Source organism: Nocardiopsis sp. NPDC057823 (assembly GCF_042797335.1).
Classification (GTDB): Bacteria; Actinomycetota; Actinomycetes; order Streptosporangiales; family Streptosporangiaceae; genus Nocardiopsis; species Nocardiopsis changdeensis.
The window spans coordinates 139,397-161,879 of the sequence record NZ_JBHVLR010000006.1; the positions used below are offsets into that span (position 1 = coordinate 139,397).

General features: G+C 70.7%; 15 protein-coding genes and 1 tRNA gene. 13 read left to right on the forward strand and 3 right to left on the reverse strand.

The features are described 5' to 3' along the window. Position 1 precedes the first annotated feature (1 nt). The 3 genes from ACFVNO_RS13090 (at position 2) to ACFVNO_RS13100 (ending at position 3,048) form a co-directional block, all read left to right on the forward strand. Positions 2–1,096, forward strand: coding sequence for a UDP-N-acetylmuramate dehydrogenase (locus ACFVNO_RS13090; RefSeq protein ID WP_355262763.1), 1,095 nt, complete (start codon positions 2–4; stop codon positions 1,094–1,096). A 54-nt stretch (positions 1,097–1,150) separates the two neighbouring features. Next, complete coding sequence (locus ACFVNO_RS13095; protein WP_378892199.1) at positions 1,151–2,086, forward strand: hypothetical protein; 936 nt, start codon at positions 1,151–1,153, stop codon at positions 2,084–2,086. 368 nt (positions 2,087–2,454) lie between these two features. Continuing rightward, positions 2,455–3,048, forward strand: a complete 594-nt coding sequence (locus ACFVNO_RS13100; protein WP_355262757.1) for a TMEM165/GDT1 family protein — start codon at positions 2,455–2,457, stop codon at positions 3,046–3,048. Between the two features lie 8 nt (positions 3,049–3,056). Here ACFVNO_RS13100 and ACFVNO_RS13105 read toward each other — a convergent pair whose 3' ends face one another. Further along, on the reverse strand, positions 3,057–4,103 hold the full coding sequence (locus ACFVNO_RS13105; RefSeq protein WP_220563415.1) for an adenosine deaminase: 1,047 nt from the start codon (positions 4,101–4,103) through the stop codon (positions 3,057–3,059). Positions 4,104–4,230: 127 nt separating this feature from the next. After that, positions 4,231–5,439, reverse strand: coding sequence for a pyridoxal phosphate-dependent aminotransferase (locus tag ACFVNO_RS13110; RefSeq protein WP_355262754.1), 1,209 nt, complete (start codon positions 5,437–5,439; stop codon positions 4,231–4,233). Positions 5,440–5,631: 192 nt separating this feature from the next. Between ACFVNO_RS13110 and ACFVNO_RS13115 the strand changes: the two genes are divergently transcribed. The 5 genes from ACFVNO_RS13115 to rplA all read left to right on the forward strand — a co-directional run bounded on the left by ACFVNO_RS13115 (position 5,632) and on the right by rplA (position 8,621). After that, positions 5,632–5,704 (forward strand) — tRNA-Trp (locus tag ACFVNO_RS13115). A gap of 100 nt (positions 5,705–5,804) precedes the next feature. Further along, positions 5,805–6,059, forward strand: a complete 255-nt coding sequence (secE, locus tag ACFVNO_RS13120) for a preprotein translocase subunit SecE (protein ID WP_220563413.1) — start codon at positions 5,805–5,807, stop codon at positions 6,057–6,059. A 278-nt stretch (positions 6,060–6,337) separates the two neighbouring features. Continuing rightward, positions 6,338–7,144 carry a transcription termination/antitermination protein NusG gene (gene nusG, locus ACFVNO_RS13125; RefSeq protein WP_220563412.1) on the forward strand — a complete coding sequence of 269 codons (807 nt, stop codon included), beginning with the start codon at positions 6,338–6,340 and terminating at the stop codon, positions 7,142–7,144. 252 nt (positions 7,145–7,396) lie between these two features. Next, positions 7,397–7,825: a 50S ribosomal protein L11 gene (rplK, locus tag ACFVNO_RS13130; protein WP_220563411.1), complete on the forward strand. Its 429-nt coding sequence runs from the start codon at positions 7,397–7,399 to the stop codon at positions 7,823–7,825. 118 nt (positions 7,826–7,943) lie between these two features. Continuing rightward, positions 7,944–8,621 (forward strand): 50S ribosomal protein L1, encoded by a 678-nt coding sequence (rplA, locus tag ACFVNO_RS13135; protein WP_355262749.1) that lies wholly within the window; start codon positions 7,944–7,946, stop codon positions 8,619–8,621. A 109-nt stretch (positions 8,622–8,730) separates the two neighbouring features. Here rplA and ACFVNO_RS13140 read toward each other — a convergent pair whose 3' ends face one another. Continuing rightward, positions 8,731–9,582 (reverse strand): hypothetical protein, encoded by an 852-nt coding sequence (locus tag ACFVNO_RS13140; RefSeq protein WP_378892207.1) that lies wholly within the window; start codon positions 9,580–9,582, stop codon positions 8,731–8,733. Positions 9,583–10,049: 467 nt separating this feature from the next. On the opposite strand from ACFVNO_RS13140, the gene rplJ reads away from it, so the two are divergent. From rplJ to ACFVNO_RS13165, 5 genes are all read left to right on the forward strand, one after another. After that, entirely contained in the window at positions 10,050–10,577 is a 528-nt protein-coding gene (gene rplJ / locus ACFVNO_RS13145) for a 50S ribosomal protein L10 (protein ID WP_220563408.1), read from the forward strand. Between the two features lie 97 nt (positions 10,578–10,674). Further along, a complete protein-coding gene (rplL, locus tag ACFVNO_RS13150; RefSeq protein WP_220563407.1) occupies positions 10,675–11,064 on the forward strand; it encodes a 50S ribosomal protein L7/L12 in 390 nt (129 codons plus the stop codon). Between the two features lie 677 nt (positions 11,065–11,741). Continuing rightward, on the forward strand, positions 11,742–15,209 hold the full coding sequence (rpoB, locus tag ACFVNO_RS13155) for a DNA-directed RNA polymerase subunit beta (RefSeq protein ID WP_220563406.1): 3,468 nt from the start codon (positions 11,742–11,744) through the stop codon (positions 15,207–15,209). 34 nt (positions 15,210–15,243) lie between these two features. Then, on the forward strand, positions 15,244–19,122 hold the full coding sequence (locus ACFVNO_RS13160) for a DNA-directed RNA polymerase subunit beta' (protein ID WP_355262741.1): 3,879 nt from the start codon (positions 15,244–15,246) through the stop codon (positions 19,120–19,122). A gap of 124 nt (positions 19,123–19,246) precedes the next feature. Next, positions 19,247–22,111 (forward strand): hypothetical protein, encoded by a 2,865-nt coding sequence (locus tag ACFVNO_RS13165; protein ID WP_378892213.1) that lies wholly within the window; start codon positions 19,247–19,249, stop codon positions 22,109–22,111. The last annotated feature ends 372 nt before the right edge of the window (positions 22,112–22,483 follow it).

Here is a 22,483-nt window from a genome sequence, read left to right on the forward strand (position 1 = left end):
CGTGTCCGCACACACCGAGCCGTCCGCCGTCCGCCTCGCCGACCACACCACCCTCGGGCTGGGCGGCCCCGCCCGGTCCTACCGGCGGGTCGAGTCCACCGACGACCTCGTCGCGGCCGTCTCCGCGGCCGACGCCGCCGGCGAGCCGGTGCTGGTCCTGGGCGGCGGCAGCAACCTGGTGGTCGCCGACACGGGGTTCCCCGGCACCGTGGTCCACGTCGCCTCCCAGGGCGTGTCCCTGGAGGAGGACGGCACGACCGACCCGGCCACCGGCGAGCCCGTGGTGCTGCTGCGCGCCGAGGCCGGAGTGGAGTGGGACCCGCTGGTGGAGCGGGTCGTCGCCGAGGGCCTCAACGGCCTGGAGTTCCTCTCCGGCATCCCCGGCCGGGTCGGCTCCACCCCCATCCAGAACGTCGGCGCCTACGGCCAGGACGTCTCCCAGACCGTCCGGGAGGTGCTGGTGTACGACCGGCGCGAGGGCGTGCGCCGGGTGCTGTCGGCCGCCGAGTGCGGGTTCACCTACCGCGACAGCGTCTTCAAGGGCGACGACCGGTACGTGGTGTGCGAGGTCGTCTTCGCCCTGCACCGCGGCAAGCTCAGCCGCCCCGTCGCCTACGCCGAGGTCGCGCGCACCCTGGGGGTCGAGGCGGGGGAGCGGGTCCCCATGGAGAGCGCCCGCGAGACCGTCCTGGGCCTGCGCCGCGGCAAGGGCATGGTCCTGGACCCCGCGGACCCCGACACCCGCAGCGCCGGGTCGTTCTTCACCAACCCGGTCGTCACCGCCGAGGAGTTCGCCGCGGTCCGCGAGCGCGCCGCCGAGCGTCTGGGCCCGGACGTCCCGGTGCCCGCCCACCCCGACGCCGACGGCCGCGTCAAGCTGTCCGCGGCCTGGCTCATCGACCGCGCCGGCTTCGGCAAGGGCTACGGCTCCGGCCCGGCCCGGCTGTCCGGCAAGCACACCCTGGCCCTGACCAACCGGGGCGGGGCCACCACCGCCGACCTCCTGGACCTGGCCCGCGAGGTCCGCGCCGGGGTGGAGGCGGCCTTCGGCGTGCGCCTGGTGAACGAGCCCGTGATGGTCGGCGTCTCCCTCTAGGAGACCGGGGAGGGGCCGGGCGAACGGTCGCAGGGCGCTGCGATCATCGGCACCATGCACACCACCCGTACCACCCCGCCGCGGCCGCTCGACGTCGCGGCGGTCTTCCCCGAGCTGGGGCCGCTGGCGCGTCCGGCGGTCCGGCTGCACCCCCGCCCCGGGTCCCCGACGCCCCACGACAGCTCGGTCGGCGGGCCGCTGCTGTGGCCCGCCCGCCAGCCGTGGCCGCTCTGCGATCGCTGGCACGAGGGCCCGCCCGCCCCGATGCTCCCCCTCGTCCAGCTGTACGCGCGCGACGTGCCCCTGATGGCGGGGTTCGGCCGGGCCGACCTGCTCCAGGTGCTGTGGTGCCCCCGGGAGCACATCAATGACTACAAGCCCTCGACCGAGGTGTTCTGGCGCGCCTCCGCCGACGTCACCGACGTCCGCACCGAGCAGCCCGGGCCGGAGGAGGACGAGGACTACGACCCCTACGTCCCGCGGCCCTGCGTGCTCTCACCGGAGGCCGTCACCGAGTACCCGGACCACCTCGACCTCGACGCTGGGCTCCAGCGGCGGCTGGAGGACCCGGACGCCTGGCGGGCGGCCGGAGCCCCGGTGGACGCGTCCTACGAGGACGAGCCCCAGAGGTTCTACATCAACGAGCTGTCCCGGGCCCCCGGCTGGAAGTTCGGCGGCTGGCCCCCGTGGGGCCGCACCGACCCCGTCGTCCGGTTCTGCCCCCACTGCGGCGACACGGTGGTCCCGCTGCTGACCGTCGCCTCGCAGGAGTGGGACTCCGAGCGCACGGGCTGGGTCCCGCACGAGGACCGGGACCTCCTCACGGCGCGCGGCCCCTGGTGGGGGAACCCGGTCGGGGCCCAGATCGGCGACAACGACAACCTCCAGATCTACGTCTGCCCGCGCTTCCCGGGCGGGACCTTCCCCTACCCGACCGCCACCCTCCTCTACCCGGGCGGGAGCCACTCGCACACCGCGCTGGTCCAGTGAGGCCACCGGCGGCCCGGCGGCCGGAAGCACCGCCGAAGAAAAGGCGCACCCGAATCGAATAAAAAAGTGAGGCGGGCCGAACACCGTTATTCGACCCGCCTCCGCAGTGAATTCGCCAGATCCATGAATTGCGAATCCCGTCCATTCTGTCCTAGGGTCGGACACGTCGAAGGGGAGTAGTCCCCGATCGCGTGGTCGACATACTGGACCCCCTGTGGTCCCGGTCACGCGGGCCCCGGCATGCCTCCCTCCCCGCCGGAGGGGCGGTCATCAGGGCGGACGAGACCTTCGACCCGGCCATCACCACGACCGGGTCGAAGGGGCGTATCCGCTCCCTTCCGCCCAGACCGCCACGAGGGAGAGGACATATGACGGCATTTCTCGCGGGCCTCGGATTCAGCGCCCTGGCCGTTTTCATCGCCGAAATGGGCGACAAGACCCAGCTCGTCGCCATGTCACTGGCGACCCGCTACCGCGCGCTCACCGTCATCCTCGGCATCACCGCCGCGACCGCCGTCGTGCACATCGCGAGCGTGTTCATCGCCGAGGTGCTGGGCGCGTCCCTGCCCACCGACTGGATCACCCTGGTCGCGGGCATCGCGTTCCTGATCTTCGGCGCCTGGACGCTGCGCGGCGACGAGATGTCCGCCAAGGACGAGGAGCGCGCCGCCTCCCGGCGCATCAAGTCCGCGTTCGTCACGGTCTTCACGGTGTTCTTCATCGCGGAGCTGGGCGACAAGACCATGCTCACCACCATCGCGGTGGGCACGCAGTACGACTGGCTGCCGGTGTGGATCGGCTCCACCGTCGGCATGGTCGCCGCCGACGCCATCGCCATCGTCCTCGGCGCCGTCCTGGGCAGGAAGCTCCCGGAGCGGGCCGTCCGGATCGGCGCCGCGTCCCTGTTCTTCGTCGCGGGCGCGGTCATGGTCGGCCAGGGCGTCCTCATGCTCCTGGCCTGACCCGGCGGTCAGTCCCGCTGTCCGGGGTCGTCCGCCAGCCAGGACTCGACCCCGGACAGCATCTCCTTCTTGAGGGAGTCGGGCGCCCCCGAGCCCCGGATCGACATCCGCGCCAGCTCGGCCAGCTCCGGGTCGGTGAACCCGAACACCTCGCGGGCGATCCGGTACTGCTCCACCAGGCGCGGACCGAACAGCAGCGGGTCGTCGGTCCCCAGCGCGATCGGGACCCCGGCGTCGAACAGCCGCCGCAGCGGCACGTGCTCCAGCTCGTTGAACACCCCCAGGCCCACGTTGGAGGTCGGGCAGATCTCCAGCGTCACCCCCTGGGTGGCGATCCGCTCCACCAGGTACGGGTCCTCGATCGCCCGCACCCCGTGCCCCACCCGGTCGGCCTCCAGCTCGTCCAGGCACTCCCGGATGCTCAGCGGCCCCTGGAGCTCGCCGCCGTGCGGGGCCGACAGCAGCCCGGCCCGGCGCGCGATCCGGAACGCCGCCTCGAACTCCCGGGCCCGCCCGCGCCGCTCGTCGTTGTTGAGCCCGAACGCCACCACGCCGCGGCCCGCGTACTGGCGGGCCAGCCGCGCCAGCGCGCGGGCGTCCAGCGGGTGCCGTGTGCGGTTGGCCGCCACCATGACGCCGACCCCCACCCCGGTGTCGCGCTCGGCGGCCCGGGCGGCGTCCAGCACCAGCTCCAGGGTGGCGGTCAGCCCGTCGAAGAGCGCCGCGTACCCGCTGGGGTCCACCTGGATCTCCAGCCAGCCCGAGCCGGCCTCCCGCTCGTCCTCGGCCGCCTCGCGCAGCAGCCGGTACATGTCGTCGGGCTCGCGCAGCACCGAGCGCGCGATGTCGTAGAGGCGCTGGAACCGGAACCAGCCGCGCTCGTCGGTGGCGCGCAGCCTGGGCGGCCACTCGGTCACCAGGGCCTGGGGCAGGTGCACGCCCCGCTTCTCGGCGAGCTCCACCAGTGTGGAGTGCCTCATCGACCCGGTGAAGTGGAGGTGCAGATGGGCCTTGGGCAGCCGGTCCAAGCGGCGGCCGGTGATGGGTGTCTCCATGAACCAAGCCTGCCGTATCCGGGCCGCCCGTGGTGCCGGAGCCGTCCACTTCCCCGGTGATGCGCTGCACATGCCGCGGGCCCGCCCGGAACGCTCCGGACGGGCCCGTACGGCGGTGTGCGCGCGGCTACCGGGCCTCGGCCAGCAGCTTCTGGATGCGGCTGACGCCCTCGGCCAGGTCCTCGTCGCCCAGCGCGTAGGACAGGCGCAGGTAACCCGGGGTGCCGAAGGCCTCGCCCGGGACCACCGCGACCTCGGCCTCGTCCAGGATCAGCTCGGCCAGCTCGGCGGAGGTCTGCGGACGGCGGCCGCGGATCTCCTTGCCCAGCACGCCCTTGACCGACGGGTAGGCGTAGAACGCGCCCTGCGGCTCCGGGCAGAACACGCCGTCGATCTCGTTGAGCATCCGCACGATGGTCCGGCGGCGGCGGTCGAACGCCTTCTTCATCTCCTCGACGGCGGCCAGGTCGCCCGAGACGGCGGCGATCGCGGCGGCCTGGGACACGTTGGCGACGTTGGAGGTGGCGTGCGACTGGAGGTTGCCCGCGGCCTTGACGACGTCCTTGGGGCCGATGACCCACCCCACGCGCCAGCCGGTCATCGCGTACGTCTTGGCGACGCCGTTGACGATGACGGTGCGGTCGGCGATCTCGGGCACCTCGACGGGCAGCGAGGAGAACTCGGCGTCCCCGTAGACCAGGTGCTCGTAGATCTCGTCGGTGAGCACCCACAGGCCGTGCCCGTTCGCCCACTGCCCGATGGCGCGCACCTGCTCGCGCGGGTAGACGGCGCCGGTCGGGTTGGAGGGGGACACGAACAGCAGGACCTTGGTGCGCTCGGTGCGCGCCGCCTCCAGCTGCTCGACGCTCGCCAGGTAGCCGGTGGTCTCGTCGGTGACCACGTAGACCGGCACGCCGCCCGCGAGCTTGATGGACTCGGGGTAGGTGGTCCAGTACGGGGCGATGACGATGACCTCGTCGCCCGGGTCGAGCAGGGCGGCGAACGCCTCGTAGATGGCCTGCTTGCCGCCGTTGGTCACCAGGACCTGGGCGGGCTCCACCTGGTAGCCGGAGTCGCGGGCGGTCTTCTCGGCGATGGCCTTCTTCAGCTCGGGCAGGCCGCCGGCCGGGGTGTAGCGGTGGTACTTCGGCTCGCGGGCGGCGGCGACGGCCGCCTCCACGATGTAGTCCGGAGTCGGGAAGTCCGGTTCCCCCGCGCCGAAGCCGATGACGGGACGGCCCTCCGCCTTCATGGCCTTGGCCTTGGCGTCCACGGCGAGGGTGGCGGACTCGGAGATGGCGCTGATGCGTGCAGAGACACGGGGTCGGTTGGTCATGCCGTCCATGGTGTCATGCGAGGCCGCGCCCGTGGCGGGGTGGGCCGGGACCGGGCGGCGGGTAATCGGTTTGGCCGCGCGCGGGGGAACCCGTAAACTCTCACGAGTCGGCCGTCCGTGGCCCAGGTGTTACGCACCGGCAGTGTGCGCGCACGGCACGGACCGGCTATGGTGGGATCGCGGTTTCCGCATAGGGCAGTGGCTCAATTGGCAGAGCACCGGTCTCCAAAACCGGCGGTTGGGGGTTCGAGTCCCTCCTGCCCTGCACGACCGTTCGCGCGGCGTGGCGGCCTGACCGGCCGCTTCGTCGCGCGAACGGGCTTTCCTGCTATCTCGGGGATGACCCGCGACCCTAAGGACCCCAGGTGACTCAGACTGACGCCGACGCCAAGCCCGGCAAGGAGCCCACGCGCCGCACCGGTCCGGTGACGTTCACCAAGCAGGTCGTCGGCGAGCTGCGCAAGGTGCGCTGGCCCACGCGCCGCGAGCTGGTCACCTACACCATCGTGGTCCTGGTCTTCGTGGTCATGATCCTGGGTTACGTCTCGCTCCTCGACTGGGGCTTCGGCGAGGCCGTCACCTGGCTCTACGGCACCTTCGGCACCCCCGAGGGCCTCTAGCGCCACCCGGCCGGCCATCCGGTCGGCCCGTCCCCCCGAGGGGGGTCACCGATCTCACAGGCCGCGTTCCGCCCCGTGCGGGACGCGGCCTCGCCCGTGCGCGGGTTGGCCCCGGGTCGCGCCGGGAGAGCTTAAGCTGACAGGACCGAGTCCCGAACCGGGCGCCCCGCGCGGCGTTCCGGCCCCGGCGCAGCGCAGAACCGCTGGGCATCGAGAAGCGCTGGGCGGAACCGAGGAGGGGCCGCGCAGCGCACCCGACGAGAGAAAGAGCAGCAGCCGTGTCCGAGTCCCCACTGACCAATGACGACTTCCCCGAAGAGGAGCCGGGTCAGTCGTCGGCGGAAGCGACCGGCCTGGCGGGCGAGCCGTCCGAGGAGGCCGCGCAGGCCGACTCCGACGGCGCCGAGCTGACCGACGCCGAACCGACCGACGTCGAGCCGGCGGACGACGAGGACGCGGAGGAGGCCGAGGAGGCTCCGCGCCCCGACCCCGTCGAGGAGTTCAAGAACGAGCTCTTCCTGCTCCCCGGCGACTGGTACGTCGTGCACACCTACGCGGGGTACGAGAAGCGGGTCAAGGCCAACGTCGAGAGCCGCACCCAGTCCCTCAACATGGAGGAGTACATCTTCCAGGTCGAGGTCCCCGAGCACCAGGTCACCGAGGTCAAGAGCGGCAAGCGCCAGCAGGTCACCGAGAAGGTCCTGCCCGGCTACGTGCTCGTCCGCATGGACCTCACCGACGAGTCCTGGTCGGCCATCCGCAACACCCCCGGCGTGACCGGCTTCGTGGGCCTGTCCAACAAGCCCGCCCCGCTCAGCCTCACCGAGGTCGCCAAGCTGCTGGCGCCCGAGCCGGAGGAGGAGCCGGAGCAGGTCCAGAAGGCCAGGACCGGCGGCGTGGAGGTCCGCTCCGACGTGGCCTACGAGATCGGCGAGTCCGTCACGGTCATGGAGGGCCCGTTCGCGACCCTGCCCGCCACCGTGAGCGAGATCAACCCCGACACCCAGAAGCTCAAGGTGCTGGTGTCGATCTTCGGCCGCGAGACCCCGGTCGAGCTGTCGTTCAACCAGGTCGCCAAGATCTGATCCGGCGACCGCGCCCGGGTACTCGCCCGGGCGGCGTAGACTTGGTGGGTCCGCCTCGTGCGGACCCACTCGCGTGTCCGGCCCCCGGTCGGGCGCGCACGGCCCGCCCGGTCCCGGCGGGCCGCGGCCCGGCGCCTTCACCGCCGGGCGCAGTTCCTCCCGCAGCGGTGGTTCCCCGGCCGTCCCCGGCCGCGCGGCACCCCTGGGAGGACAGGGACCGGCACACAACGCAGATCAGGCAAAGGACCCGATATGCCTCCGAAGAAGAAACTGGCCGCACTCGTCAAGGTGCAGCTGCCCGCCGGTCAGGCGACCCCGGCTCCGCCCGTCGGTACCGCTCTCGGTCCGCACGGCGTCAACATCATGGACTTCTGCAAGCAGTACAACGCTGCCACGGAGTCCCAGCGCGGCAACGTGATCCCGGTCGAGATCTCGATCTACGAGGACCGGTCCTTCACCTTCGTCACGAAGACGCCGCCGGCGCCGAAGCTGATCCTGAAGGCCGCGGGCCTGGACAAGGCCGCCACCGACCCGGGTCGCAGCACGGCCGGTTCCATCACCGCCGAGCAGGTCCGCGAGATCGCGCAGACCAAGCTGCCCGACCTCAACACCGACGACATCGAGGCCGCCGCCAAGATCGTCGCCGGCACCGCCCGCTCGATGGGCATCGAGGTCAAGTAGCCCCGTCACCCGGCCGCGTACACAGGCCGGGCGAGGGATGCTCGACAGTTCCAGAACCGAATCGTGGCAGGGCCTCGCGCTGGCCCACAGACCACACGTTCCCCATAAGGAGAACAGCGTGAAGCGCAGCAAGAACCACCGCAAAGCCAGCGAGCTGGTGGACCGCGAGAAGCAGTACGCCCCCTCCGAGGCCGTGAAGCTGGCCAAGGAGACCTCCACCACCAAGTTCGACGCGACCGTCGAGGTGGCCCTGCGCCTGGGCGTCGACCCGCGCAAGGCCGACCAGATGGTCCGCGGCACCGTCAACCTGCCGCACGGCACCGGCAAGACCGCACGGGTCCTGGTCTTCGCGACCGGTGAGCGTGCCGAGCAGGCTCTGGCCGCGGGCGCCGACATCATCGGCGACGACGAGATGATCGAGAAGGTGGCCAAGGGCTTCACCGACTTCGACGCCGTCGTCGCCACCCCGGACCTCATGGGCAAGGTCGGTCGCCTCGGCCGCGTCCTGGGTCCGCGCGGCCTGATGCCGAACCCCAAGACGGGCACGGTCACCCCCGACGTGGCCAAGGCCGTCACCGACATCAAGGGCGGCAAGATCGAGTTCCGCGTGGACCGCCACGGGAACCTGCACTTCATCATCGGCAAGGCCTCCTTCGGCGAGCAGCAGCTGCTGGAGAACTACCAGGCCGCCATCGACGAGGTGACCCGTCTCAAGCCGTCCGCCGCCAAGGGGCGCTACATCAAGAAGGCCGTGGTCTCCACGACCATGGGCCCGAGCATCCCGCTCGAGGTCTGACGGTCCTCCTGACACGGACGGCCCCCGGCTCCTCTCGGAGCCGGGGGCCGTCGCCGTTCCCGGGGCCGGTGGTCCCGGCGGGCGCCCGGGGGAGGGGCGCCGCGGGCGGCTACATGTCGCTGATCTGGTCCTCGGACGGGATCTCGAACGAGGTGGTGCCGATCTCGGAGAACTCGATCTGCATGGTCTCCCCGTTGTCGGTGACGCTCATACGCATGGGGAAGCCGTCCTCGGAGACCCAGATGGAGACCTCCAGGGTCTCCTGGACATCGCCGCCGAGGAACTCCTGGATGGCGGCCGCGGACTCGGGGTCCAGGGCGGCGGCCTCCTCCTCGGTGAGGGCGAGCTCGACCACGGTCGTCGGGACGCCGTTGACGTCCTCGGCCCCGGTCTCCTCGGCCTGCTCGATCCCCGCGAAGGCGCTGACCAGGTCGGGGAGCCCCTGGAGGTCGAACAGCTCCTCCGGGTTCATGTCCGTCATGTCCTCGCCGCCGCGGACCCAGGGGGTTTCCGCTTCGTAGATGCCGTTGTGGTCGGAGATGAGCGTCTCCCCGTCCGCGGGCTGGATCATGATCTGGGTGCCCAGCTCCTCCGCGGTGAGCCCCGGGTCCTCACCGCCCATGGCGAGCAGCTCTGCCAGCGCCTCCCCGAACTCGGGCATCACCATGGTGATCTGCATCGCCTGCGGGTCGTCCATGACCTCGTAGGTCAGGTCGACGTCGACCTCGCCCAGGTCGGGGTCGGGCATCGTCATCGAGAGGGCGAGGGTGTAGTTGGTGAGCTCGCGGGTGCTGTCGTCCAGGCCGCTCAGCAGGTCGATGAGGCCGCCCCCGCCGCCGTTCTCCTCCGCGGCGGCCTCGGTGGCCTCCTCGGTCGGCTCGGGGGCCTCCTCGGCGCCGCAGGCGGCGAGGGACAGGGCCAGGATCCCGGCGGTGAACAGGGCCGGGACTCGGGTCTTCACGGTGCTTGTGTCGCTTTCTCTCAAGGGGGATGAGCACCAGAGAGCGGGGTGTGCTCGGTGCCGTCGATGCTCCCACGCGCAGTGGACATTCCGGGCATTCTCCTCTTGCTTCACTCGGAGGGATCCGGGCCCGCACGGCCCCGGATCCCTCCCGGATCCCCCGGTGAGCACCGTCACGGCGAGGGCTCCCGAAAACGGAGGTTCGAGCGCCCTGTGGATCGGGTACGATGGTTTCTTGCCGAAGACCGCTGGTCGTCACCCGATCGGGTGACCTAAGGACCCATCCGCGATGGGCGCCCGCGCAGGTGTCACAAGAGCTTTCCCGTACCGCCCGTACGCGCTCCGCGCGATCGGACCGGATACGCGGACGTGCCCCGTGCGCCTCGCGCTCGGGGCTTTTTCTCGTGCTGACGCCCGTCGTCGCGGGTCCTTGGGAATCACCGGCGTTCAATGTTGGAAGGAGTCCCATGGCGAGGCCGGACAAGGCAGCCGCGGTCGCCGCGCTCTCGGAGGAGTTCCGGGAGTCCAGCGGTGCCGTGCTGACCGAATACCGGGGGCTCACTGTGGCTCAGCTCACCGAGCTGCGCCGTAGCCTCGGCCAGAACGCGCGTTTCTCCATCGTGAAGAACACGCTGACCAAGCTGGCGCTCAAGGAGGCCGGCGTCGACGTCCAGATCGATGATCTGCTCGTCGGCCCGTCCGCCGTCGCCTTCGTCCACGGTGACGTGGTCGAGGCCGCCAAGGGTCTGCGCGACTTCGCCAAGGCGAACTCGCCGCTGGTGATCAAGGGCGGCATCATCGACGGCAAGTCGATGACCGCCGAGGACGTCACCAAGCTGGCCGATCTGGAGTCCCGAGAGGTTCTCCTCTCGAAGCTTGCCGGCGCGCTCAAGGCCAAGCAGGGCCAGGCCGCCGCCGTCTTCCAGGCGCTGCCGTCCAAGACCGTGCGTCTCGCACAGGCTCTGGCGGACAAGCGTTCCGAGGAAGCCGCTTAAACCCTATGGACCACGGCGGGTGCCGACCGCGCCCGGCCACTGGCTCGCACGTGATGCCCCACGGCGCGCGTGTTCGTAAAGAAAGAGAGATCGCATCATGGCGAAGCTCAGCAACGAGGACCTGCTTGCCGCGTTCGAGGAGATGACCCTCCTCGAGCTGTCCGAGTTCGTGAAGCTCTTCGAGGACAAGTTCGACGTCACCGCCGCCGCTCCGGCCGCCGTCGTCGCCGCCGCCCCGGGTGCCGGTGGCGGCGCCGCCGCCGTCGAGGACGAGAAGGACGAGTTCGACGTCGTCCTCGAGTCCGCCGGCGACAAGAAGATCCAGGTCATCAAGGAGGTCCGCGGCCTCACGAGCCTGGGCCTCAAGGAGGCCAAGGACCTGGTCGACAACGCTCCGAAGCCGCTGCTCGAGGGCGTCAACAAGGAGACGGCCGAGAAGGCCAAGGCCGCCCTCGAGGGCGCCGGCGCCACCGTCACCCTCAAGTAGTCCCGTACGGGCCCCACACGGCCCGTCGACTGCGCCTGCGCGGCCGTCCGCCCCTTCGGGGGGCGGGCGGCCGCCTTCGTGTGTCCGGGGGTCCCCGCGCGGCCCCGGGGCGCCGCCGCGCCGAACGTGAGTCCGCGACGGCGAATCTCGCGCGCGTGTGCGAAGCTGGTTCGGACCCGGAGGGGCCCGAGACGGCCCCGGGCCGGGAGTGGAACCGCCCGCGGATGCGGATCGTCCCCGGGACACGGTAATCTCCGGTGCCGGGAATCTTGAGGGGCCCGGGGGCGAGTGTTTACCCGCCCGCCCCGGGGGAACCCTTCCGGGTGTCCGATGGCTCACACGACCCCCCAGGGCCAGGGCGAGCGCGCAGTCCACCGGACGGATCGGTCCCCCGCAGGGGTTGACGGATCGCCTTCCACGGGTGATCCTGCCGGTGTCGTGAGTTGCGCTGTGGACCATGAGTGGACAGCGGTGTAGTGTTCGGCTACACTGCTCTTTTGCGCTGCCCTTTGGTGATCCCTGTGCCGGTGACCGGCTGCCGACCAGCCCGTTTCGTCTGGACACGGTGCCCGTTCCCGCTCGATGTGACCGTCTCAACCGCGTTGCGGCGGTCCTTCTCGTGACGGATCGTCTGGCGTGCGCGCTTCAACCGCCACAAGCCTTCGGAAGGACCCCTGTTGGCAGCCTCGCGCAACGCCTCCGCTAACGCCCTTGGTCCGCACCGCGTTTCTTTCGCCCGTATCCAGGAACCCCTCGAGGTTCCGAACCTGCTTGCCCTGCAGACCGAGTCGTTCGACTGGCTGCTGGGCAACGACAAGTGGAAGGCCCGGGTCGAATCGGCCCGGAACGCTGGCCGCAAGGACGTTACGGAGCAGTCCGGTCTCGAAGAGATCTTCGAGGAGATCAGCCCGATCGAGGACTTCTCGGGCACGATGTCCCTGTCGTTCCGTGACCACCGGTTCGAGCCGCCCAAGAACACGGTCGACGAGTGCAAGGAACGGGACGCCACCTACTCCGCGCCGATGTTCGTCACCGCGGAGTTCATCAACAACGACACCGGTGAGATCAAGAGCCAGACGGTCTTCATGGGCGACTTCCCGCTCATGACCGACAAGGGCACCTTCATCATCAACGGCACCGAGCGTGTCGTGGTCTCCCAGCTGGTCCGCTCCCCGGGCGTCTACTTCGACAGGTCCGTCGACAAGACCACCGACAAGGACCTCTTCGGCTGCAAGGTCATCCCGTCCCGCGGTGCCTGGCTGGAGTTCGAGGTCGACAAGCGCGACTTCGTCGGCGTCCGCATCGACCGCAAGCGCAAGCAGGGCGTCACCGTCCTGCTCAAGGCCCTGGGCTGGACCACCGACCAGATCCTGGAGCGCTTCGGCCAGTACGAGTCCATCCGCAACACGCTGGAGAAGGACCCGACCGCCGGCACCGACGACGCGCTGCTGGACATCTACCGCAAGCTGCGCCCGGGAGAGCCGCCCACGAAGGAGTCGGCCCAGGCGCTGCTGGAGAACCTCTACTTCAACCCCAAGCGCTACGACCTGGCCAAGGTCGGCCGCTACAAGATCAACAAGAAGCTCGGTCTGGAGACCGACTACACGCAGGGCACGCTGACCGAAGAGGACATCGTCGCCACCATCGAGTACCTCGTGCGCCTGCACGCGGGCGAGAAGGAGCGCGAGACCCCGCTCGGCACCCTGCCGATCGAGGTCGACGACATCGACCACTTCGGCAACCGCCGCCTGCGCACCGTCGGCGAGCTCATCCAGAACCAGGTCCGCCTGGGCCTGGCCCGCATGGAGCGCGTCGTCCGCGAGCGGATGACCACCCAGGACGTCGAGGCGATCACGCCGCAGACCCTGATCAACATCCGCCCCGTCGTGGCCTCCATCAAGGAGTTCTTCGGCACCTCGCAGCTGTCGCAGTTCATGGACCAGACCAACCCGCTGGCGGGTCTGACCCACAAGCGCCGCCTGTCGGCGCTGGGCCCGGGCGGTCTGTCCCGTGAGCGCGCGGGCTTCGAGGTCCGCGACGTGCACCCGTCCCACTACGGCCGCATGTGCCCGATCGAGACCCCTGAGGGTCCCAACATCGGCCTCATCGGCTCGCTGGCCGCGTACGGGCGGGTCAACCCGTTCGGCTTCGTGGAGACCCCGTACCGCAAGGTCGTCGACGGCCGTATCACCGACCAGGTCGATTACCTCACCGCGGACGAGGAGGACCGGTTCATCATCGCGCAGGCCAACACGCCGATGAACGCCGACGGCTCCTTCGCCGAGGACCGCGTGCTCGTCCGCCGTAAGGGCGGCGAGTTCGAGCAGGTCGGCACCGACGAGGTCGACTACATGGACGTGTCGCCGCGCCAGATGGTGTCGGTCGCCACCGCCATGATCCCGTTCCTGGAGCACGACGACGCCAACCGCGCGCTCATGGGCTCCAACATGCAGCGCCAGGCCGTGCCCCTGCTGCGGGCCGAGTCCCCGTTCGTCGGCACCGGCATGGAGTACCGCGCCGCCACCGACGCCGGCGACGTCGTGCTCGCCGAGAAGGCCGGTGTGGTCGAGGACGTCACCGCCGACTACGTCACCGTCATGGCCGACGACGGCACCCGCAAGACGTACCGCCTGCACAAGTTCCAGCGCTCCAACCAGGGCACCTGCTTCAACCAGCGCCCGATCGTCACCGAGGGGCAGCGGGTCGAGGAGCGCCAGGTCCTGGCCGACGGCCCGTCCACCGACCAGGGTGAGATGTCGCTGGGCAAGAACCTCCTCGTGGCGTACATGTCGTGGGAGGGCCACAACTACGAGGACGCGATCATCCTCTCCCAGCGCCTGGTGCAGGACGACGTCCTCTCCTCGATCCACATCGAGGAGCACGAGGTCGACGCCCGCGACACCAAGCTGGGCCCGGAGGAGATCACCCGCGAGATCCCCAACGTCAGCGAGGAGGTCCTCGCCGACCTCGACGACCGGGGCATCATCCGCATCGGCGCCGAGGTCGTCGACGGCGACATCCTCGTCGGCAAGGTCACGCCCAAGGGCGAGACCGAGCTCACCCCGGAGGAGCGCCTGCTGCGCGCCATCTTCGGTGAGAAGGCCCGCGAGGTCCGCGACACCTCCCTGAAGGTGCCGCACGGCGAGTCCGGCAAGGTCATCGGCGTCAAGGTGTTCAGCCGCGAGGAGGGCGACGAGCTCGCCCCCGGCGTGAACGAGATGGTCCGCGTCTACGTGGCCCAGAAGCGCAAGATCACCGACGGCGACAAGCTCGCCGGCCGCCACGGCAACAAGGGCGTCATCTCCAAGATCCTCCCGCAGGAGGACATGCCCTTCCTGGAGGACGGCACCCCCGTCGACATCATCCTCAACCCGCTGGGCGTCCCCGGCCGGATGAACGTCGGCCAGGTGCTGGAGGTCCACCTGGGCTGGCTGGCCAAGAACGGCTGGCTGGTCGAGGGGCTGGAGGAGGACTGGCAGAAGGCGCTCGACGCCATCGGCGCCACCGACGTCCCGCCGGACTCCCGGGTCGCCACGCCGGTCTTCGATGGCCTGCACGGCGACGAGCTCAGCGGCCTCATCAGCTCGGTCCGCCCGAACAAGGACGGCAACCGCCTCATCAACGAGGACGGCAAGGCCCGCCTGTTCGACGGCCGCACCGGTGAGCCCTTCGCCGAGCCCATCTCCGTCGGCTACAAGTACATCCTGAAGCTCCACCACCTCGTGGACGACAAGATCCACGCGCGCTCCACCGGCCCCTACTCCATGATCACCCAGCAGCCGCTGGGCGGTAAGGCGCAGTTCGGCGGCCAGCGCTTCGGTGAGATGGAGGTGTGGGCGCTGGAGGCCTACGGCGCCGCCTACGCCCTCCAGGAGCTGCTCACCATCAAGTCCGACGACGTGGTGGGCCGGGTCAAGGTCTACGAGGCCATCGTCAAGGGCGAGAACATCCCCGAGCCGGGCATCCCTGAGTCCTTCAAGGTGCTCATCAAGGAGATGCAGTCGCTCTGTCTGAACGTGGAGGTGCTGTCCAGTGACGGTATGTCCATCGAGATGCGGGACAGCGACGAGGACGTCTTCCGCGCGGCGGAAGAACTGGGAATCGACCTGGGTCGGCGCGAGCCGAGCAGTGTCGAAGAGGTCTAACTTCCGCATTCTTCGAGAGCAGGGGACGAATTAAGTGCTCGACGTCAACTTCTTCGACGAGCTGCGCATCGGCCTGGCCACGGCCGACGACATCCGCCAGTGGTCGCACGGCGAGGTCAAGAAGCCCGAAACCATCAACTACCGGACCCTCAAGCCCGAGAAGGACGGCCTCTTCTGCGAGAAGATCTTCGGCCCGACCCGGGACTGGGAGTGCTACTGCGGCAAGTACAAGCGCGTCCGCTTCAAGGGCATCATCTGTGAGCGCTGCGGCGTCGAGGTGACCCGCGCCAAGGTGCGCCGTGAGCGGATGGGCCACATCGAGCTGGCCGCTCCCGTGACGCACATCTGGTACTTCAAGGGCGTGCCCTCCCGCCTGGGCTACCTGCTGGACCTGGCGCCGAAGGATCTCGAGAAGATCATCTACTTCGCCGCCTACATGGTCACGTGGGTGGACACCGAGGCCCGTGAGCGCGACCTCCAGTCCCTGGAGGCGCGGATCGCGGTCGAGAAGCAGCACATGGAGCAGCGCCGCGACTCCACCATCGAGGAGCGGCACCGCAAGCTCGAGGCCGACCTGGCCGAGCTCGAGGAGCAGGGTGCCAAGGGCGACGCGCGCCGCAAGGTGCGCGAGGGCGCCGAGCGCGAGATGCGCCAGCTGCGCGACCGCGCCCAGCGCGAGATCGACCGCCTCGACGAGGTCTGGAACCGGTTCAAGAACCTCAAGGTCCAGGACCTCGAGGGCGACGAGATGCTCTACCGCGAGATGCGGGACCGCTTCGGGAAGTACTTCCGCGGCGGCATGGGCGCCCAGGCCATCCAGGACCGGCTCGCCAACTTCGAGCTGGAGGAGGAGGCCGAGAAGCTCCGCGAGACCATCCGCACCGGCAAGGGCCAGAAGAAGGCCCGCGCCCTGAAGCGGCTCAAGGTCGTCTCGGCGTTCCTCAACACCCGCAACAGCCCCATGGGCATGGTGCTGGACTGCATCCCGGTCATCCCGCCGGACCTGCGTCCGATGGTGCAGCTGGACGGTGGCCGCTTCGCGACCTCCGACCTGAACGACCTGTACCGCCGCGTCATCAACCGCAACAACCGCCTCAAGCGGCTGCTGGACCTCGGCGCGCCCGAGATCATCGTCAACAACGAGAAGCGGATGCTCCAGGAGGCCGTCGACGCGCTGTTCGACAACGGCCGCCGCGGCCGGCCCGTCACCGGGCCCGGCAACCGTCCGCTCAAGTCGCTGTCCGACATGCTCAAGGGCAAGCAGGGCCGGTTCCGCCAGAACCTGCTGGGCAAGCGCGTCGACTACTCCGGCCGTTCGGTCATCGTCGTCGGCCCGCAGCTGAAGCTGCACCAGTGCGGTCTGCCCAAGCAGATGGCCCTGGAGCTCTTCAAGCCGTTCGTGATGAAGCGCCTGGTCGACCTGAACCACGCGCAGAACATCAAGAGCGCCAAGCGCATGGTGGAGCGGTCCCGCCCCGTCGTGTGGGACGTCCTCGAAGAGGTCATCACCGAGCACCCGGTTCTGCTCAACCGCGCCCCGACCCTGCACCGCCTGGGCATCCAGGCGTTCGAGCCGCAGCTGGTCGAGGGCAAGGCCATCCAGATCCACCCGCTCGTGTGCACCGCGTTCAACGCGGACTTCGACGGCGACCAGATGGCCGTGCACCTGCCGCTGTCCGCCGAGGCCCAGGCCGAGGCGCGGCTGCTGATGCTCGCCACCAACAACATCCTCAAGCCGTCCGACGGCAAGCCCGTGACCATGCCCACCCAGGACATGATCATCGGCCTGTACTACCTGACGACGGAGCGGGCGGGGGCTACCGGCGAGGGCCGTGCGTTCCGCGGCCCCGCCGAGGCGATCATGGCCTACGACCTGGGCGACCTCGACCTGCAGGCGAAGATCCGCCTGCGCATCGAGGACGGTGCCCCGGCTCCCAAGGACTGGACGCCGCCGGAGGGCTGGCAGCCGGGCGAGGCGTACACCCTCGAGACCACCCTGGGCCGGTACCTCTTCAACGAGACCACCCCGGTGGACTACCCGTACATCAACTACCAGGTCGGCAAGAAGCAGATCTCGGTGCTGGTCAACGACCTCGCCGAGAACTACCCCAAGGTGCAGGTCGCCACGACCCTGGACGCCCTCAAGGACGCCGGTTACCGCTGGGCCACCCGGTCCGGCCTGACCATCGGCATCGAGGACGTCGTCGCGCCGCCGCAGAAGGCGGAGATCCTCGCGGGCTACGACCGCAAGGCCGACAAGATCCAGCGGGAGTACGACCGCGGCCTCATCACCGACGACGAGCGCCGCAACGAGCTCACCGAGGTGTGGACCCAGGCCACCGCCGAGGTCGCCAAGAACATGGAGGACAACTTCCCCGCCGACAACCCGGTGTGGATGATGGTCCAGTCCGGCGCCCGAGGCAACCCGATGCAGGTGCGCCAGATCGCCGGTATCCGCGGTCTGGTCTCCAACACCAAGGGTGAGACGATCCCGCGCCCGATCAAGTCCTCCTACCGCGAGGGCCTGTCCGTGCTGGAGTACTTCATCTCCACGCACGGCCAGCGCAAGGGCCTGGCCGACACCGCGCTGCGGACCGCCGACTCGGGTTACCTGACCCGTCGTCTGGTGGACGTCGCCCAGGACGTCATCGTCCGGGAGATCGACTGCGGCACCGACCGGTCGCTGTGGCACGAGATCGGCGAGAAGAACGCCGCCGGCGTCGTCGTGCGCAAGCACAACGTCGAGAACACCGGCTTCGGCCGCACCCTGGCCGAGGACGTCCTCGACGCCAACGGCGACCTGGTGCTGCCGGCGCTGGCAGACACCTCCGAGCAGAACATCGACAAGCTGATCGCCGCCGGGATCACCCGGGTGCGCATCCGCTCGTCGCTGACCTGCGAGGCGAAGATCGGCGTCTGCACCACCTGCTACGGCCGCTCCATGGCGACCGGCAAGCCGGTGGACGTCGGCGAGGCGATCGGCATCATCGCGGCCCAGTCCATCGGTGAGCCCGGCACCCAGCTGACCATGCGGACCTTCCACATGGGCGGTTCGGCCGGTCAGGACATCACCCACGGTCTGCCCCGTGTCCAGGAGCTCTTCGAGGCCCGCATCCCCAAGGGTGTGGCCCCGATCTCCGAGGTCGAGGGTCGGATCCGGATCGACGACACCGAGAAGAGCCGCAAGATCGTCGTCATCCCCGACGACGGCACCGACGAGATCGCCTACCCGGTCCCCATGCGCGCCCAGCGCCTGGTGGACGAGGGCGACCACGTCAAGGTGGGCCAGCAGCTCATCCAGGGTGCGATCAACCCGCACGAGGTCCTGCGCATCCAGGGTCCGCGCGCGGTGCAGCAGCACCTGGTGTCCGAGGTCCAGGAGGTGTACAAGTCGCAGGGTGTGTCCATCCACGACAAGCACATCGAGATCATCGTGCGCCAGATGCTCAAGCGCGTGAACATCCTGGAGTCGGGCGACACCGAGCTGCTGCCCGGTGAGATGGTCGAGCGGCCCAAGTTCGAGCAGATCAACCGCCGTGTCGTCGCCGAGGGCGGACAGCCCGCGGCCGGCCGCCCGGTGCTGCTCGGCATCACCAAGGCGTCGCTGGCCACCGAGTCGTGGCTGTCGGCGGCCTCCTTCCAGGAGACCACCCGCGTGCTCACCGAGAACGCGATCCACGGCAAGAGCGACCCGCTGCTCGGCCTCAAGGAGAACGTCATCATCGGTAAGCTCATCCCGGCCGGTACGGGCATCCCCCAGTACCGCAACATCCGGGTGGAGCCCACCGAGGAGGCCAAGGCCTCGATGTACTCGGTCTCCGGTTACGAGGAGCCGAGCGAGTACACCTTCGGGCAGGGCTCCGGCGAGGCCGTGCCGCTGGAGGAGTACGACTTCGGGCCGTACAACCGGTAGCGAAGTGAACTGACGGCGGCGGCGTGCCGCCCCTTCCGGGGGGCGGTACCGCCGCCGTTCGGTTGTAACGAGGGGTCCGTGACACGGGCCGGGGAGAGGGCGCCACGGCGCCGGCGGGAGAGGCATGACTGATAACGGGGGCGGACGGGATTCCGGCGGTGGCGCTTCGTGGTTCAAGCCGAGTGAGGACCGCCACCTCAAGCAGTCGGACTACCAGGACCCGCTCGAGGGACAGGAACAGCAGCAGGGGGACACGGTCTTCCCGGACAGCGGGGGGTACGCGGGCCTGAGCTCGTCGCGCCCCGCCCTGGCGGACCCGTACCCGGAGGCACTGGGCGGGCCTCCCGCGGAACCGCCCAACCCCCTGTCCTACCCGGGCGCGGGGGACGCGGCCTACCGGCCGCTCACCCGTATCCCGGGGGAGGACACCGAACCGAAGACCCAGGAGATCCCGGTCCTGCGCCCGGACTCCGGTCCCGTGTGGACCGACACCCCCGACTCCGGTGGCGCCCCCTCGGCCCCCGGGACCGGGGACCGGGGCGGCGAGCGCGCCCCCTGGGACGCGGACGGCGCCGCGACGGCCGGGGACGCCGATCTCCGCGGCCCCGCCGCCGTGGACGCCTCCTGGGGCGCAGACGGCCGCGACGGGACCGCCGACCCGCTCGACACGCGCGCCCCCTGGGACGCCGCCGGTGCGTCCGGCGGCGGGCTGGGCGACCCCGTCACCCTCGGGCGCGGGAGCGCCCCCTGGGAGGCGGACCCCGACCTGGACGGCGGCCGCACCCCGGCCTGGGACGCCGATGACCGCGCCCCTCGGGGCGCCGAGGAGGTCGACGGCCTCCGTGAGTCCGCCGGGTACCCGAACACCGCGTGGGACTCGGACGGCCGCGGCGGTACGGACCTCGGCGGTGAGCGTGCGCCGTGGGGTGCCGACGCTCCGGCCGACGATCTGCGCGACCCCGTCGCCCCCGGGCGCGGGAGCGCCCCCTGGGAGGCGGATCCCGACCTGGACGGCGGCCGCACCCCGGCCTGGGAGCCCGCCGGGGACACCGATCCCCGTGAGCCCGCCGCATACCCGAACACCTCCTGGGACGCGGACGGCCGTAGCGGTGGCGCGGACCTGCGTGGTGAGCGCGCTCCCTGGGATGCCGACTCCGCGGGTGTGGACGATGACCTGCGCGGTCCCGCCGCCGGGCGTGAGGACGCCTCCTGGGAGGCGGATCCCGCCCTGGACGGCGGCCGCACCGCTGCTTGGGATGCGGACGGCCGTAGCGGTGGCGCGGACCTTCGTGGTGAGCGCGCCTCCTGGGACGCCGACGGGGACGACGGCCTCGGCGGCTCCGCCGGGTACCCGAACACTTCTTGGGACGCGGACGGCCGCAACGGCGGCGCGGACCTTCGCGGTGAGCGCGCTCCCTGGGGCGCCGACGCTCCTGTGGACGACCTGCGCGGTCCCGCCGCCGGGCGTGAGGACGCCTCCTGGGAGGCGGATCCCGCTCTGGACGGCGGCCGCACCGCTGCTTGGGATGCGGACGGCCGTAGCGGTGACACGGACCTTCGTGGTGAGCGCGCTCCCTGGGACGGCGACTCCGCGGGTGTGGACGATGACCTGCGCGGTCCCGCCGCCGGGCGCGGGGACGCCCCCTGGGAGGCGGACCCCGACCTGGACGGAGACCGCGGCGGCGCCGGCCTGCCCGGGGACGGTTCCACCTGGGACACCGACCTCCGTGAGTCCGCCGGGTACCCGAACACTTCCTGGGATGCGGACGGCCGCAGCGGTGGCGCGGACCTTCGTGGTGAGCGCGCTCCCTGGGACGGCGACTCCGCGGGTGCGGACGATGACCTGCGCGGCCCCGCCATCGGGCGCGGGGACGCCCCCTGGGAGGCGGACCCCGACCTGGACGGCGGCCGCACCCCGGCCTGGGAGCCCGACGGGGACGACGGCCTCGGCGGCTCCACGGGGTACCCGAACACCTCGTGGGACGCGGACGGCCGCAACGGCGGCGCGGACCCGCTCGGTGAGCGCGGGCCGTGGGACGCCGACGCGGACCCCCTGGGCGAGCGCGCGTCGGCCCGGGGCGGCGGGATCGACCCGCTGACGGACGACTCCTACGGCTCGCGCGGTGCCGACGACCGCGGCTCCTCCTGGGGGCCGCAGGCCGATCCGCTGAGCGACGACCGCGGGACCGGCTGGGGCGGCGACCCGCTCCGCGACGGGGACGCGGCCCCCGGGGAGGAGGACCCCTGGGGGTGGAGCCGGAACGCCGACGGCGACCCCGGCCCCGTGCGGGTGCCCGACTCCCGGGAGGAGCGCACCTCAGCGCCCTGGACCGACGTGCCCGAGCCCGACGCCTGGGAGGGCGAGGCGCCCGGCGCCTCCGGCAACACCTGGGCGTTCGACCGGGACGACCCGCGGCTGCCCGACGTGGTGCGCGAGGCCGAGCGGCGGCGGCGCGAGGAGGCCGGGCCGGAGGAGGACCCGCTGGCGGCGATTGCCGACATGCAGTCCCGCGCCCAGGCCGAGGAGCCCGAGGCCACGCAGATGATCGCGCCGGTGGCGGACGCCCCGGAGGAGGATCCGGAGTACGACGACGGCTTCACCCCCGCCGACTACGGCATGCCGGTCAAGCCCAAGGCGAAGAAGCGGAAAAAGGACCCCATCGCCGAGGAGTTCCCCGGCTTCGAGGACCGTCCGCTCGGCGGCGAGGCCGGCGACCCCTACCCCGGCTACGACAGCGTCGACTTCCTCGCCGACACCGAGCGGGGGGCGGTCCTCACCATGTGGCTGGGCGTCGCCTCGCTGATCCCCGGTGTCGGCCTCGTCACCGCCCTGCTCGCCCTGCTGGTCACCGGACCCAAGGCCAAGCGGGCGATCCGGGCCTCCAACGGACAGCTGGACGGGCTCGGCCTCATCACCGGCGGCACCGTTTTCGCGGTGATCGGCATCCTGGTCACCGTGATCTCCGTCGCGGTCTGGCTGCTCCTGTAGAGACGGCGGCCGCTCCCTGTGACAATGGTCGGAGGGGAGCGGCCGCTGTGCTATACCCGGCTCCGGTGGAAAACCGGGGCGAAGCAACGCCGGGACGGCGTAGACTGGTGGCGACCCACGGCTACGTGAGGACCGGTTCCGCTGTCCTCGCCATGTCGCACACCGTTTTGACCGCCTAGAGGGTAGACGGTAGCCTGTGTGATTGTGCCCGTGAGTCGACGGGTCACACGTGTGTGTGCGGCGCCCCGGTCTTCGAGGGCCTGCGGCGCGCAGCGCACGTGAACCCCCTCCCGTGAAAATCGGCCCCTTTTCAGGGTGTGCGTCGTGCGTCCGAACGAGCGCGACACGCCCGACAGCGTGGGTCGGGGAGGT

Bases quoted from the DNA above. Each gene is read 5' to 3' on its own strand.
- ACFVNO_RS13095 (WP_378892199.1), top strand. From the start codon at position 1,151: ATGCACACCACCCGTACCACCCCGCCGCGGCCGCTCGACGTCGCGGCG.
- ACFVNO_RS13100 (WP_355262757.1), top strand. From the start codon at position 2,455: ATGACGGCATTTCTCGCGGGCCTCGGATTCAGCGCCCTGGCCGTTTTC.
- ACFVNO_RS13105 (WP_220563415.1), bottom strand. From the start codon at position 4,103: ATGGAGACACCCATCACCGGCCGCCGCTTGGACCGGCTGCCCAAGGCC.
- ACFVNO_RS13110 (WP_355262754.1), bottom strand. From the start codon at position 5,439: ATGACCAACCGACCCCGTGTCTCTGCACGCATCAGCGCCATCTCCGAG.
- rplK (WP_220563411.1), top strand. From the start codon at position 7,397: ATGCCTCCGAAGAAGAAACTGGCCGCACTCGTCAAGGTGCAGCTGCCC.
- rplJ (WP_220563408.1), top strand. From the start codon at position 10,050: ATGGCGAGGCCGGACAAGGCAGCCGCGGTCGCCGCGCTCTCGGAGGAG.
- rplL (WP_220563407.1), top strand. From the start codon at position 10,675: ATGGCGAAGCTCAGCAACGAGGACCTGCTTGCCGCGTTCGAGGAGATG.
- ACFVNO_RS13165 (WP_378892213.1), top strand. From the start codon at position 19,247: ATGACTGATAACGGGGGCGGACGGGATTCCGGCGGTGGCGCTTCGTGG.